17 protein-coding genes are annotated in these 12,191 nt (G+C 63.5%); 10 read left to right on the forward strand and 7 right to left on the reverse strand.

The features are described 5' to 3' along the window. Window positions 1-45 precede the first annotated feature (45 nt). Together BS38_RS0120470 and BS38_RS27245 are read left to right on the forward strand one after the other, a co-directional pair. A complete protein-coding gene (locus tag BS38_RS0120470) occupies window positions 46-486 on the forward strand; it encodes a hypothetical protein (RefSeq protein WP_156037199.1) in 441 nt (146 codons plus the stop codon). Window positions 487-706: 220 nt separating this feature from the next. Beyond that, window positions 707-955, forward strand: a complete 249-nt coding sequence (locus tag BS38_RS27245; RefSeq protein WP_156037200.1) for a hypothetical protein — start codon at window positions 707-709, stop codon at window positions 953-955. Between the two features lie 30 nt (window positions 956-985). On the opposite strand, the gene BS38_RS25815 is transcribed toward BS38_RS27245, so the two are convergent. After that, window positions 986-1,984, reverse strand: a complete 999-nt coding sequence (locus tag BS38_RS25815; protein WP_156037201.1) for a hypothetical protein — start codon at window positions 1,982-1,984, stop codon at window positions 986-988. A 165-nt stretch (window positions 1,985-2,149) separates the two neighbouring features. Here BS38_RS25815 and BS38_RS0120480 point away from each other — a divergent pair, with 165 nt between their 5' ends. From BS38_RS0120480 to BS38_RS0120495, 4 genes are all read left to right on the forward strand, one after another. Further along, entirely contained in the window at window positions 2,150-2,461 is a 312-nt protein-coding gene (locus BS38_RS0120480; RefSeq protein ID WP_028272464.1) for a hypothetical protein, read from the forward strand. Next, window positions 2,458-2,934 carry a GIY-YIG nuclease family protein gene (locus BS38_RS0120485; protein ID WP_028272465.1) on the forward strand — a complete coding sequence of 159 codons (477 nt, stop codon included), beginning with the start codon at window positions 2,458-2,460 and terminating at the stop codon, window positions 2,932-2,934. Before BS38_RS0120480 ends, BS38_RS0120485 begins: the two co-directional genes overlap by 4 nt. A gap of 413 nt (window positions 2,935-3,347) precedes the next feature. After that, complete coding sequence (locus BS38_RS25820; RefSeq protein WP_051629055.1) at window positions 3,348-3,959, forward strand: hypothetical protein; 612 nt, start codon at window positions 3,348-3,350, stop codon at window positions 3,957-3,959. 90 nt (window positions 3,960-4,049) lie between these two features. Next, window positions 4,050-4,787: a YcnI family copper-binding membrane protein gene (locus tag BS38_RS0120495; RefSeq protein ID WP_028272466.1), complete on the forward strand. Its 738-nt coding sequence runs from the start codon at window positions 4,050-4,052 to the stop codon at window positions 4,785-4,787. 88 nt (window positions 4,788-4,875) lie between these two features. On the opposite strand, the gene BS38_RS0120500 is transcribed toward BS38_RS0120495, so the two are convergent. From BS38_RS0120500 to BS38_RS0120520, 5 genes are read right to left on the reverse strand one after another with little or no spacing between them, the layout of a single operon-like run. After that, window positions 4,876-5,484 (reverse strand): copper resistance CopC family protein, encoded by a 609-nt coding sequence (locus BS38_RS0120500; RefSeq protein ID WP_028272467.1) that lies wholly within the window; start codon window positions 5,482-5,484, stop codon window positions 4,876-4,878. Window positions 5,485-5,510: 26 nt separating this feature from the next. Continuing rightward, a complete protein-coding gene (locus BS38_RS0120505) occupies window positions 5,511-6,200 on the reverse strand; it encodes a DsbA family protein (protein ID WP_028272468.1) in 690 nt (229 codons plus the stop codon). Then, window positions 6,200-7,120, reverse strand: coding sequence for a cation diffusion facilitator family transporter (locus BS38_RS0120510; protein WP_028272469.1), 921 nt, complete (start codon window positions 7,118-7,120; stop codon window positions 6,200-6,202). Before BS38_RS0120510 ends, BS38_RS0120505 begins: the two co-directional genes overlap by 1 nt. After that, window positions 7,117-7,974: a cation transporter gene (locus BS38_RS0120515; RefSeq protein WP_028272470.1), complete on the reverse strand. Its 858-nt coding sequence runs from the start codon at window positions 7,972-7,974 to the stop codon at window positions 7,117-7,119. Before BS38_RS0120515 ends, BS38_RS0120510 begins: the two co-directional genes overlap by 4 nt. Continuing rightward, window positions 7,971-8,297: an ArsR/SmtB family transcription factor gene (locus BS38_RS0120520; protein WP_028272471.1), complete on the reverse strand. Its 327-nt coding sequence runs from the start codon at window positions 8,295-8,297 to the stop codon at window positions 7,971-7,973. Before BS38_RS0120520 ends, BS38_RS0120515 begins: the two co-directional genes overlap by 4 nt. A 179-nt stretch (window positions 8,298-8,476) precedes the next feature. Between BS38_RS0120520 and BS38_RS0120525 the strand changes: the two genes are divergently transcribed. Next, the gene (locus BS38_RS0120525) at window positions 8,477-9,730 is read left to right on the forward strand and encodes an Nramp family divalent metal transporter (protein ID WP_028272472.1); all 1,254 of its coding nucleotides are present in this window, start codon (window positions 8,477-8,479) and stop codon (window positions 9,728-9,730) included. 17 nt (window positions 9,731-9,747) lie between these two features. Here the strand turns inward: BS38_RS0120525 and BS38_RS0120530 are convergent, their stop codons facing one another. After that, the gene (locus BS38_RS0120530; RefSeq protein WP_028272473.1) at window positions 9,748-10,428 is read right to left on the reverse strand and encodes a metal-dependent transcriptional regulator; all 681 of its coding nucleotides are present in this window, start codon (window positions 10,426-10,428) and stop codon (window positions 9,748-9,750) included. A gap of 165 nt (window positions 10,429-10,593) precedes the next feature. Here BS38_RS0120530 and BS38_RS25825 point away from each other — a divergent pair, with 165 nt between their 5' ends. The 3 genes from BS38_RS25825 (at window position 10,594) to BS38_RS0120545 (ending at window position 12,164) form a co-directional block, all read left to right on the forward strand. After that, window positions 10,594-11,034 carry a hypothetical protein gene (locus BS38_RS25825; RefSeq protein WP_051629056.1) on the forward strand — a complete coding sequence of 147 codons (441 nt, stop codon included), beginning with the start codon at window positions 10,594-10,596 and terminating at the stop codon, window positions 11,032-11,034. Between the two features lie 134 nt (window positions 11,035-11,168). After that, window positions 11,169-11,516, forward strand: a complete 348-nt coding sequence (locus BS38_RS0120540; protein WP_028272474.1) for an ArsR/SmtB family transcription factor — start codon at window positions 11,169-11,171, stop codon at window positions 11,514-11,516. Next, window positions 11,517-12,164 (forward strand): cation diffusion facilitator family transporter, encoded by a 648-nt coding sequence (locus tag BS38_RS0120545; protein WP_028272475.1) that lies wholly within the window; start codon window positions 11,517-11,519, stop codon window positions 12,162-12,164. The last annotated feature ends 27 nt before the right edge of the window (window positions 12,165-12,191 follow it).

Consider the following 12,191-nt stretch of genomic DNA (forward strand, 5'->3'; position numbering starts at 1 on the left):
TAGGAGTGCAGACCAAATGTCATGGCCCGTCCCTATGCTGTCTGCATGCATTCCTTCACCCGCCGCGGACTGCGGTCACGCCGCTTCCCGGAAGTAACCCGCCAAGAAATTGCCACCTTCGTCGCCCTGGACGAGGAAAAACAATTCCAGGACCTGCGCAGCCTCCGTACCCGCGCAGCCCATTTGAGCGGCGGAAGCTTAGGCGCCTTCACGGCTCTGTATGTGGGCGTAATTCTGGTGGCCTTCCCGTTGCTTGGCCAGGCCACGGCCTCCTGGGCAGGGCCCTTCGCCTCACCTCTGTCCATAGCCCTGCTGGTCCTTTTCACCGGCTGCTCGATCGCATACTCCTACGTCTATGACCAGCACGACATGGCGCGTGCCGCCACCCGCCTGGCCTTCTACGAACAAGCCCTCAAAACCCATCCATCAGGGACACGGGTTCCTGGTGAGCGCCAGGCTGAGGGCCCTTCAGATGTCCCACTTTGAAAGTCCCCCCGGTGGTACCGGGATTTCCCCGGCTTAATGCGTGCATGCCAAGCTCATGACCAGAGCCCAAGGACGACTTGCACAGTGGAAGAGTCCTACCTTTACCCCTTTCGATTCTCAGAAGTGTGCCACTGCCTTGGAACCGGGGCACCCATTGATGGGACACGCTCCCGACGCTCCGGGGACAGCTAGAGCCGCCGGCCGAGCTCAGGCTCATCTCATGGATTTGGACAGAGCTTTAGCTACCTTCGACAAGGTAGCGGTCAATTTGGAGAAGCTAGCGAAGATCTGGGAACGCGCCAGACCATATGTACCCAACGGCCCTCATCTCGGCAGTATTCCGGAGTACACGACACTTGCTAGAAACTGGGACGACCTTCTTCCTGGCCTACTTCCGATAGAAGGGTGGAGAATCACCGAGGGGCTACCTGACATTGATGCTCTTGGGCAGGCGTTTATAGATTACTGAGATATTGGAGAGCTCTGAGAGACGGTTTGGTCAGACGTCTCGCCATGGTTCGGCGTCAAGCAAGTCGAGCGCAGCTAGTGGATCCCTGACGAGCTGAGCCAGACCAGTTAGTTTCATAGGGAACGCGCCCGGGTTTGTCGTCAGGCTTGCTGCGTCAAAGTGCGCATGCAGCCTATGGCGAAGCCCTAGCGGCAACGTGTCAGCCACTTCCGCTTCCAGCTTGCGTGCTTCGTCAGAGAGCGCCGAGGGCGCAGTCCGTCTCATGCGTTCGAGCGCTGTCTTTGGTTGCGGTGCAGGCAGCGACGCAGCTTCCAGCAACCGCGCCGTTGCGGCGCTTATCCACGGATGTGCCGCATCAATCGCCAGGGGAATGGGGATCCCCTGTACGGCCTGGATCGCGTCTGGTGTGACTGCGAGAGAAACGCTTGACGGGTCCTCGTGCGTGTTTACGTAGCGGAACGTGTTGAGGCCAGGGGCGCATACCTTGGCTAGCTGCACGTCACCTACCCAATCGGTGGGCTCCTTGTGCACGCCAGGCACGATGGCGGCGTTGGGGCTGAGGCGCACCCGATACAGATAAAACTGGTCGTCAGCGCTATCTTGGTCGCTCATTCGCCTAAGCATGTTTTCGATTGCCGCCTCGTAAGTTCCGAGGTGCAGTGCCTTGGTCTTCTGACCTTGAGCCCAGCGCTCCAGTGATCGCCCATCGGTGCCGATGTCTTGGAATCTTTGCTTGGTTTCATCCGTCAGACGAGCCGTAGGGTCGAAGGTGCGGTCCGGCCAGTTTGCGTGCGTTGAGGTGTGGTACCAATACACGTCACGCACTTTTGAGTCATCGTACAAGGAGTCGTCTTGCACAACCCAGAAGTCGGGCCGCTCCTCAACCTGGCAGTCGGTGCGACATTCCGGACAGGCTTCATCTGCTTGGTGAAAGCGGTCTAACCACTCGTCGTGCGCTTGCCACTCATACTTACAAGAACCGCAGCGCATCCCTCGGAGGCGTTCAAAATTTACCGCTCGCTCAATCACACGACCAGCCTCCCACGAACCTCGGACACTACGTCGCAGTGTCCCACTTCCTTAGAAGCGGGACGTTCGTGGGTAGGTGCCGGTGGCGGTCAGTGCCGGACGTCGCAATTGGTCTCCGGAGGAAACCCACTGCAGGACGTTCCGACCGACGCCTAGACTTCGGGTATGTATACGGGGGGAATGCCGGTTGATGAGTGGACGCCCTTGCGTCAGATGCGCCGTACTCAGAAGTCTGGCCCCCGGCCGGTTATTGAGCACTTCGGGGAACGTCTGCGGCAAAGCAAGTTCGGTCACCAGCTAACCCGTGAAATGTACGCCATTCCGAACAAGAAGCCTTCGGCGGTTAGGCCGCGTGAGTTCGTGGGCGAGGCATTCTGGGCCTCACAGGCATGGGCCTACGAGGACGAGGGACATACGGTCCTTTCAGATGACTTCTGCCGGCAGCAGCGCGATGACGCGCTGGAGAACTTCGAATGAACATGGCCTTTTTTGCGACGCTCCGGCCCGATGCTTTCGAGGCTGCCCTGGCCGAGATGCTGGCCGAGAACAAGCAGCTGCGGGAAGTGACTGATTTGAAGACTCTCGACTGGGAGGAAGGCGCCTACGTGATGGTGCTGGACAGGTACCGGCAGGCCTACATCGGCCAGGCCGTGGATATGAGGGCACGCATCCGCAGGCACTGGACCGCCAACAAGCAGTTCGACCGGCTTCTGTGGGGCCACAAGCACCAGTCGGTCCTCTCGGTTGATTCCTTCCGGGCCCTGGACACGACCAGGATTTTTGCCGCGAAGACCATCAACGCGGACCGGCTCGAGCGAAGGCTGGTGAAGAACTTCCCGCCGGACTTCCTGCTCAACCGCATCGAGGGCGGAAAGTTGAGTGCTGTACGTGGGGCATTCATCGCCACTGAGGTCAAACGGCGGCAGCTGGTTGTCGAGCCGGGATTTTGAAGTGCCCAAGATGTCAATTTCCGAAGTCGGCTGCACAGAATGTCCAAAGTCGCCTGCACATGTCAGTTTTCGGAGTCGGCTGCACGGAACGTCGAAAGCCCTCGGCGCAGCCCAGCCCATTGATTCGTGGGCTGTTTTGCATCGCTAGTGTTTTGAGGCACCGAGGTTTCGAGACACCGAGTTGCGTGGGGAACCTTGCTGACGTTTTTAGAAGCGCTACCCATCTCCGCCGAGGAGGACACATTCTGGGCGTCCGGGTGGTGGAACTGTCATGCTGGTCAGGTGGAGCGTTGCCGCGCCGCGCCGTAGCGGCTGGCCTAAGCCCCAGATTTTCAAAGGTTTTTCCTTGGTCACCGCTTCAGGCTGGTGACAAGAACCTTGGCCTGTAAATGCTCTCAGGAGTGGAGGCGGAGATGACTGCAGGGACGCTGCGCCTTGTCCGTTGCCTGCTTGTCACGGGGACAGTGGTGGGGCTGGCGGCCGGAGCACATGTTCTTGGCGGCGGCGCCCTGCCTGCTCCGGAGATCGTGGCGGCGTTGACCTGCCTGGTCCTGGCGTCCGTCATGCAGGTCACCGGCCGGGACCTGTCGCTGGGCAGGATCGCGGCGGTTCTTGGCGGCAGCCAAATACTGCTCCACGAGGCCTTCACCGTCCTGTCTACCGGAAGTGCTTGCCAGGCCGCGGCCTCCCCCGCTGCGCACCAGGGGGACCATGGTTCGGCTTTGTGCCTGTCGCCGGCCTTGGCCGGGTCCGCCCACACGGTCGGGCACGACGGCGCCGGGGTTGCCATGATGCTGGCACATTTGCTGGCGGTCGCCGTTAGTGCCCTGCTGATCAGCCGCGCCGAAGCGGCCCTCGTGCAGGTGATGGCCTGGCTGCGCCCTCTGATGCATGCTCCGTGCCCCGTCATCGTCGGGGTGTACAGGAAGCCCCGGCTGCGTCCGGGGCCGGATCCGGTTGCGCCGCTATCGCGGAATCTCGCGGCCGTTGGGGTTCGGGGCCCGCCAGGCATGGCGTCCTGCTGACCTTTTCGGCCTGGTGGGACGCATATTTTCCGCCACCTCGTAAAGCTTTTCGCCGCCTTGTATGGGCGGCAGCACAAAAGGAAGATTGCCATGAAGAAATTCCCCCTGCGCGCTGTCAAAGCCGCATCTATTGGTGCGGCTACCGCGGTTTTGATGGCCTTCGGTCTCGGCGTGGCCTCCGCCCACGTCCAGGTCACTCCGGACGGCACTACCGAAGGCGGCTTCACCCAGCTGACCTTCAGTGTTCCCAGCGAGTCCAAGACCGCGGCCACCACGAAAATCAAGGTGGATCTGCCCACCGAGACCCCGTTTACCTCGGTCCGTGTCAAGCCTGTACCGGGCTGGACCGCTGAAGTGGCCAGGGGAGCACTTCCGGCCCCGGTCACCATGACCGATGGGGCCACCATCACCGAGGCGCCGCTGTCCGTGACGTGGACAGCCACCGATGCGCAAAGCCAACTGTCCGCTGATCAATACCAGACCTTCTCGCTCTCCGTCGGCAGGCTCCCGAAGACCGGCACAACGGTCATGCTCCCCACCGAGCAGACCTACTCTGACGGCAGCGTGCGGAACTGGAAGGATCCGGTCGTTGAAGGCCAGGCCGAGCCGCAGGATCCCGCTCCGTCGTTTGTGACCACCGCCGCTCAAGCAGGCCAGGAAGGTCACGGCCAAGCTCCCGCTACTGAGGCCGCTGTTGAACCGGCCGCGACCGTGAACACTGAATCCTCCAACCAGGGCCTGATCTGGGTGGCGCTGGCCGCCGGCGTGCTCGGGCTGGTGGCAGGGCTTGCCGGGCTGGTTCGCGCCGGTAGGAACAAGCAGAGCTGACCCTCATCAACAGCGCGAAGGCGCTGGTGCATGCCTGGCATGCACCAGCGCCTTCGCGCTTTTTAGCTGTACTGACGGTACAGCTGGATTAGGACTGTGGGCGGTTCTCCTTGCGCCGGGAGAGGGCGATCAGCCCGGCGATGAGGGCGATGACCGCGGCGCCGATTCCGGCAACGAGCAGGGCGTTGCTGTCATCGGGCCGGGGTGCCGGGGTCACCGGCGTTGTCCCCGAGGTGACTGCGGGCGCTGTAGCCGACTGACTTGCGGCTGCTGCTGCCTGGGATGGTGTTGCCGTGGCCGCTGCGGACTGGACGGTGAAGGTGTAGGTGCCTTCGATGGGGTGCCCGTCGGAGGACACCGCCCGCCATTGGACGGTGTAGGGTCCGGGCTGCCCTTCGGTGATGGCAGTGGACAGGGTGTCCCCGTTGACCTGGACGTTGTCATCGCTGAGGGTCTTGCCGGTGCTGTCGGTGACTTTCAGGATGCTGGTGTTCAGCTGGGCCGAATTCAGCGGGGCATTGGACAGGGTCAGGGAGACGGTGGCCGGTGCGGTGTCCAGGACGGCGTCGCGTGCCGGTTCGGTGGAGGCCAGGCTGTCGTGCGCCACGGCCGGTGCTGTGGCCAGGACGGGGAGAAGGAGCGCGGTGGCTGCTGCCAGGACCAGCCGTGTCGTGGCGTGGCGGAGTGCGGTTTTCATGGGTCTGCTTTCGTCAGGTGGCCGGGTTATTTGGCGGCGTCGGCGAGGAGCTGGCGGAACTGTTCTTCGCTGTTGAGGACGAGTTTTTCGCCGTTGAGGAAGAACGTGGGGGTGCCGGTGACGCCGAGGGCTTTGCCGTCGTTGATGTCCTTGCGGATCCGTTCCTTGGTTTCTTCGGCGGCCATGGCAGCGTCGTACTTCTCCATGTCCAGGCCAAGTTCTTCGGCGAAGGTCCGGAACAGGGCGTTCTGGAAGTCCTGCTTTTCGCCCCACTGCGGCTGGGTTTCGAACATCTTGGCGGCCATCTGCTCGTATTTGCCCTGCTGGGCTGCCGCTTCCACGGCCAGGGCGGCCTGGCCGGAGTTCTTGTGTGAGGGCAGCGGGAAGTAGCGGTTCACGAAGGTGATCCGGTCCCCGTATTCAGCTTTGAGTTCCTCGACCAGGGGGGCGGCGGCACGGCACGCCTCACACTCGAAGTCCAGGAACTCCACGAGCTGGGCCTTCTCCGTCGCGGGGGTGGTGAGGCGATGGCTGTCCTCCCTGACGAGCTGCGCGTCCACGACAGGTTGCACGGCGGCCGGTTCGGGCTTGGTGGCGGTGAACACCGCGTACCAGATCAGTCCGGCGCCGACGATCGCGGCCAGGAGAATCCACAGGACGATGCGGACCTTCCGCGCCGGGTCGGTTGGTTTGGTGGTGGGTGTTGCCTTTGTCATCAGTGGGGAATGCTTTCCTGGTCGCGGTGGGCGGCTGGTTCTATCTGAAAAGTGGAGTGCTCGACGCTGACTTCGAAATGTTCTGCCACGCATCGCTGCAGGTCCGCCAGGATCGTTGCGGCATGCCCATCCATCATGCAGGTATCCTCCACGGTGACGTGCGCCGAGAGGACCGGGGTCCCCGAGGCGACAAGGGATGCGTGCAGGTCATGGACGTCGATGACATGGGGCACGGCGAGGATATGCTCCCGGACCTTGGCCAGATCCAGGCCGCGGGGCACGTTTTCCATCAACACGTCAGTGGTCTCGCGCAGGAGCTTCAGTGTCCGGGGGATGATCAGCGCACCGATCAGCAGGGACACCACGGCGTCGGCCTGCACCCAGCCGGTGACGGCGATGATGATGGCGGCGACGATGACCGCGACCGAGCCCAGGGCGTCGTTGAGGACCTCGAGGAACGCGGCCCGCATGTTGAAGTTGTGCTTCCGGCCCGATGCCAGCACCAGCAGACCGATGGCGTTGCCGGCCAGGCCGATGATGCCAAACCAGAGCATCGTGGACCCGCCAACTTCCGGGGGCTCGAAGAGCCGGCGGATGCCTTCGATGATCACGAAGCCACCCACACCCAACAGCAGGGCCGCCTGCCCGGCGGCCGCGACAATTTCTGCCCGTTTGTAGCCCCAGGTCCGCTTCATGGTGGCGGGCTTGAGCGCCAGGGACGCGGCGATCAGGGCGATCAGCAACCCGGCTGAGTCGGTGAACATGTGCCCGGCGTCGGCCAGCAGCGCAAGGCTGCCTGTCATCACCGACCCGATGATTTCGGCGACCATCACCGTAAACGTGATGGCAAAAACGATGATCAGTTTCCCGCGCTGTCCTACTGCCGCTGCGGCGCCGTGGTCATGTCCGTGATCACTCATGGTTTCGGGGACCGGGATGGCGTGCCAAGGCTGGCAGGACGCGTTTCTGTCCCGCCACCACACCCAGCACAGCATGCACCGCCGGGCTCCGCGGCCGGGGCTGCAAGTGGAATCAGCGGGCCCGTCCCCGCCTTTACGTCCGCTGCGTTCTTCACTGCGGATCGGCCGGCAGAGGCCGGGGCGCAGCAGTCATCGTCCTCGTCAGCACTGGCGGTGCCCGTGTGCGGGACGGTGCAGCAGACGTCGCCGCGCCAGGCGTTGATGCCTTCCCGGACCGCGATGCCGGCGATGACCAGGGCGGCGCCGGCGTCGGCCCACCACCAACCCAGGGTGCTGTTCAACACCAGCCCAACCAGCAGCACCGCGGACAGGTACGTGCACAACAAGGTCTGTTTTGAGTCGGCGACCGCCGTTTTGGATCCGAGTTCCCGGCCCGCCCGGCGCTGTGCCCAGGACAGGACCGGCATGATGGCCAGGCTAAGGGCGGCGATGACAAGCCCGGGTGTGGAATGCCGGGCCTCGCCGCCGCCGATCAGGGAGCTGACGGAGTCGAAGGTGACGAAGGCGGCCAGGGCGAAGAACGAGAAGGCGATCATCCGCAGCGTCACGTGTTCGCGGCGTTCGGGATCCTTGGCGGAGAACTGCCAGGACAGGGCCAGGGCGGAAGCGACCTCGATCACCGAATCAAGACCGAAACCGATCAGCGCCGCGGAATCGGCCGCGTTGCCGGCCCACAGGGCCACCACCGCTTCGATCACGTTGTAGGTGATGGTCGCGGCGGCGAACAACCTGATCCTGCGGCTCAGCACCGCCCGGCGGGAGTCCGTCAGCGGGATGTTAAGAGTGGCGGTCATGCCACGCATGTCCCATCGGGTGCGCAGCAGGCCGGGTCAACGGTCAGCACGACACCGAGCAGGTCCTCGATCGCGTGGCCGAGACGGGCATCTGCGAGTTCATACCGGGTGCGCCGCCCGTCCGGGACCGCGACGACGAGCCCACAGCCGCGCAGGCAGGTCAGGTGGTTGGACATGCTTTGCCGGGACACGCCCAGCGACTCGGCAAGATCCGACGGATACGAAGGCTCCTGGGAAAGGGCCAACAAAACCCGGGCCCTGGTCGGGTCCGACACTGCGTACCCGAAGCGGGCCAGCACCGGCGCATGCGTCAACGTTTCCATAAACCACAAAGTACACCCGTAGCTGTATTCAGGCAAAAGTGAACTGATACCAGCGGCAATTCATTTGGTGAACAGCCTTTAGGCCCGGCCCATTATGTAGGCAAACCGAAAACTACTTTTCGGTGGTCCTAAAACACGGTATTCTCGTGGCATTGAATGACCAGTAAAGCGAGGATGCTATGGCGACACAGGCAGTGGTTGAACGGCCGCCAGGCAAGCGGGCGTTGCGTGCCCGGTTGCTGCTCCTAGGGCCTGCGTTCGTTGCAGCCATTGCGTACGTGGATCCCGGCAACGTTGCAGCCAACCTCACTGCGGGAGCCTCGTTTGGGTATCTGCTCGTTTGGGTGCTGGTCGCGGCGAACCTTATGGCGGTGCTGGTGCAGTACCAGTCCGCGAAGCTGGGGTTGGCGACCGGGTTGAGCCTGCCCGAAATCCTTGGTCAACGTCTCGGCACCGGCTGGCGCCGGTTGTACTGGCTGCAGGCTGAGCTTGTTGCCGGTGCGACGGACATGGCTGAGGTCATTGGCGGCGCGGTGGCCTTGAACCTTCTTTTTGGGGTGCCTCTGCTGCCTGGCGGCATCATCATCGGTATCGCCTCGATGCTGCTGCTTTCGCTTCAGTCCGCGCGCGGGCAGAAGTCCTTCGAAAACGCCATCATGGTCCTCCTGGGCGTGATCGCCGTCGGCTTCGTCTGCGGCCTTTTCGTGAACCCGCCCGACGCCGGCGGTGTTGTTGCCGGCCTGCTCCCCCGCTTCGAGGGGACCGACACGGTCCTTCTGGCAGCGAGCATGCTCGGTGCCACGGTCATGCCCCATGCCATCTACCTGCACTCGTCCCTGGCCCGGGACCGGCACGGCTTCTCCCATGACCCGGCGGTCAGGACGCGCCTGATCCGCGCGACCCGCTTCGACGTCGCCGGCGCCCTCATGCTCGCGGGCCTGGTGAACATTGCCATGCTCCTGCTGGCCGCATCCAGCCTGCGCGGGGTCGAAGGAACGGACACCATCGCAGGCGCCCATGCAGCCGTCACCTCCGCGCTCGGCCCCGTCGTCGGTATCGCGTTCGCCATCGGGCTCCTGGCCTCCGGACTGGCCTCAACATCTGTGGGATGCTACGCAGGCGCGACCATCATGGGCGGCCTGCTCAAAGTCAGGATCCCGCTGCTCACCCGCCGGGTTATCACCCTGATCCCGGCGCTGCTGATTCTTGGTGCCGGCATCGAACCGACCCTGGCCCTGGTCCTCAGCCAGGTACTGCTCAGCTTCGGCATCCCTTTCGCCCTGATCCCGCTGATCCGGCTCACCGGCGACCGCAAGGTGATGGGCATCCACGTCGATTCGCGGGCACTAAAAATCGCCGGGTGGACCAGCGCGACCCTCATCGTCGGGCTCAACTGCGTGCTCATCTTCCTCACCATCACTGGCCAGTCCTGAAACACCGGGGACTGGACTCAGCTCCCCAGTTCTTCAACCGAGATGGCTGCAGCGGCCACGTCGCCGACGTCCAGGTTCTCGGCGTTGCCGGCCATCCGGAGCCGGACCCCCACCCCGAAGGCAGGGCGTTCCATCACGGTCAGCTCCGCTCCTGGGCGCAGGCCCAAGTCGGCGCAGTACCGCAGCAGCGCCGGGTCCTCATCTGACACCCGGACAACTCTGACCTGCTGGCCCGGCTCGGCATTCAAAAGCGTAAGCACGTTGGCAGCGGTGGTGCGCAGTTCGGCAGAGGGAATGGGGTCTCCATGCGGATCCCGGGCAGGGTGGCCCAGGAAGCCGTCGATCCGGGTGATCAATGTGTCCGAGACGGCATGTTCCAGGACTTCGGCCTCGTCGTGGACCTCGTCCCAGCCGTAGCCCAGCACCTCGACAAGGAAGGTCTCCAGCAACCTGTGACGGCGCACCAGCAGGAGGGCGTGACCGCGGCCGGCAGCCGTCAGTTCGACACTCCCGTACCGGGCATGGGTCACGAGGCCGGCATCTGTCAGCTTCCGGACAGCCTCTGACGCGGTGGAGGCACTGACTCCAAGCCGCTTGGCCAGCCCGCCCACGGTCACAGGGAGGCTTGCATATTCCGCAGCCGTCCAGATGTGTTTCAGATAGTCCTGCGCTGTTGGACTCAGGTCGGATAGCGGCATGGATTCGATAGTAACCAGCCTGCCTTCGCCCCGTCCCGGTGCAAGGGCCGGGCTGCTCCAACCTGTCCTGTACTGTCGACTGAGCGCCGGCCAGCAAATGCAGTCGGGCACCGCCCCCCTTGGGAGCGCACCCCGGCCAAGGGCCATAATTTGAAGGAACGCGTCGTGTCGACAGAGCACCCCATCCCGGCCCATACTCCGGAGGCATCCGCCGCTGCCGGAACCATGCCACTGGGTGCACGCCGCCTGCTGATCATCGGTGGACTTCTCATCCCCGTGGGCATGCTGATGGGCCCCTACATCCTCATGGCCCAAATCCTCGCCCCCGCAGGCGTGGCACTGATAGCTGTCGCACTTTCCTACCAGACCGGGGCACGGTGGTTCTCCCGCTTGTCCTGGGCAACCGCCGTCGCGGGGGGCCTCTGGGTGGCAGCGATCGCCGCGTACTACGCCACAATCATGATCGCAGCCGACGCTTCGGCGCCCCTGCCACCGTCCGCCCAAGTACTGTTCATCACCGGAACGGTGTTCTTTGCTGCCATGGCAGCTGCATTCTTGGCCGCAATGATCATCAGAATCACCAAAACCAGGGCCACAAAACGTTAGCGCCCGGAAGATACATCAAGCAGCAACCCAGACCAGGGCTCTTTGATAAGCCCCGACTAAGGCAAGGCCCACCGAAGATCGCATGACATGGGTGTGGGCTTTGATTCATCGCTTACTAGCGATAATATCGGCACATGACGATAGATCCTTGTGCGACGGACGCCGGCCCCGCAGTCGCCCTGTTCAATTCCCTCGGAGACCCTGCCCGGCTGGCAATCATCAGAAGCCTCACCAGTGGTGAGCAGCGGGTGCGGGACCTAGTGGAGCATCTTGGCCTGGCCCAGTCCACGGTCTCGGCCCACGTGGCCTGCCTGCGTGACTGCGGCCTGGTGGAAGGCCGCGCCGAAGGCCGGCAGACCTTCTACTCCCTCAGCCGGCCAGAGTTGATCGACCTGCTCGCCTCGGCCGAAACGCTCCTGGCCGCCACCGGCTACAAGGTGGACCTCTGTGAAAACTACGGAACCCAGGAGAGGAGCGTCTAGGTGGAAACTGCAGGAACACTCACCCCGGAACAAACCGAAAGGCTCACCCGAAAAGGCCTGCGGCTGGCGCAGTTCACGGTCGCCTACAACGTCGTCGAAGGGACCATCGCCGTCACCGCCGGGATCCTGGCCGGACTCGTCTCGGTGATCGGGTTCGGCATCGACTCCGGCATCGAATCCATCGCCGCCGTCCTGGTCGGAATCCGCCTCGCCGCACGGCTCCGTCACGGCCACGCGGACGAACGCAAGGAACGCATCACCCTCAAACTCGTCGCGGTGACCTTCTTCATCCTCGCCGCCTACGTCACCTACGAAGGCATCATGAGCCTGATCGATGGAGACGCGCCGGAAAGCTCCCCCGTCAGCATCGGCATCCTCGTGCTATCCCTGATCGTCATGCCCTTCCTGGCAGCCATGAAAAAGCGCGTCGGCACCCAGCTCGGGGACAACCTGATCCTGGCCGATGCCGCAGAAACCAGGATCTGCGTCCTGCTCAGTATCTCCACCCTCCTCGGCGTCGGCCTGTACATGCTCACCGGAGCCGCCTGGCTGGACCCTGTCGCCGGCTTCATCATCGCCGCCTTCGCCATCCACGAAGGCAAAGAAGCCTGGGAAGGCGAACTCGTAGAAGACGACGATGACGACTAACGCTCAGCTGCCCCGGGATGGGGAGAA

The sequence above is a fragment of the Arthrobacter sp. UNC362MFTsu5.1 genome, assembly GCF_000685965.1.
In the GTDB taxonomy this organism is placed as follows: Bacteria; Actinomycetota; Actinomycetes; order Actinomycetales; family Micrococcaceae; genus Arthrobacter.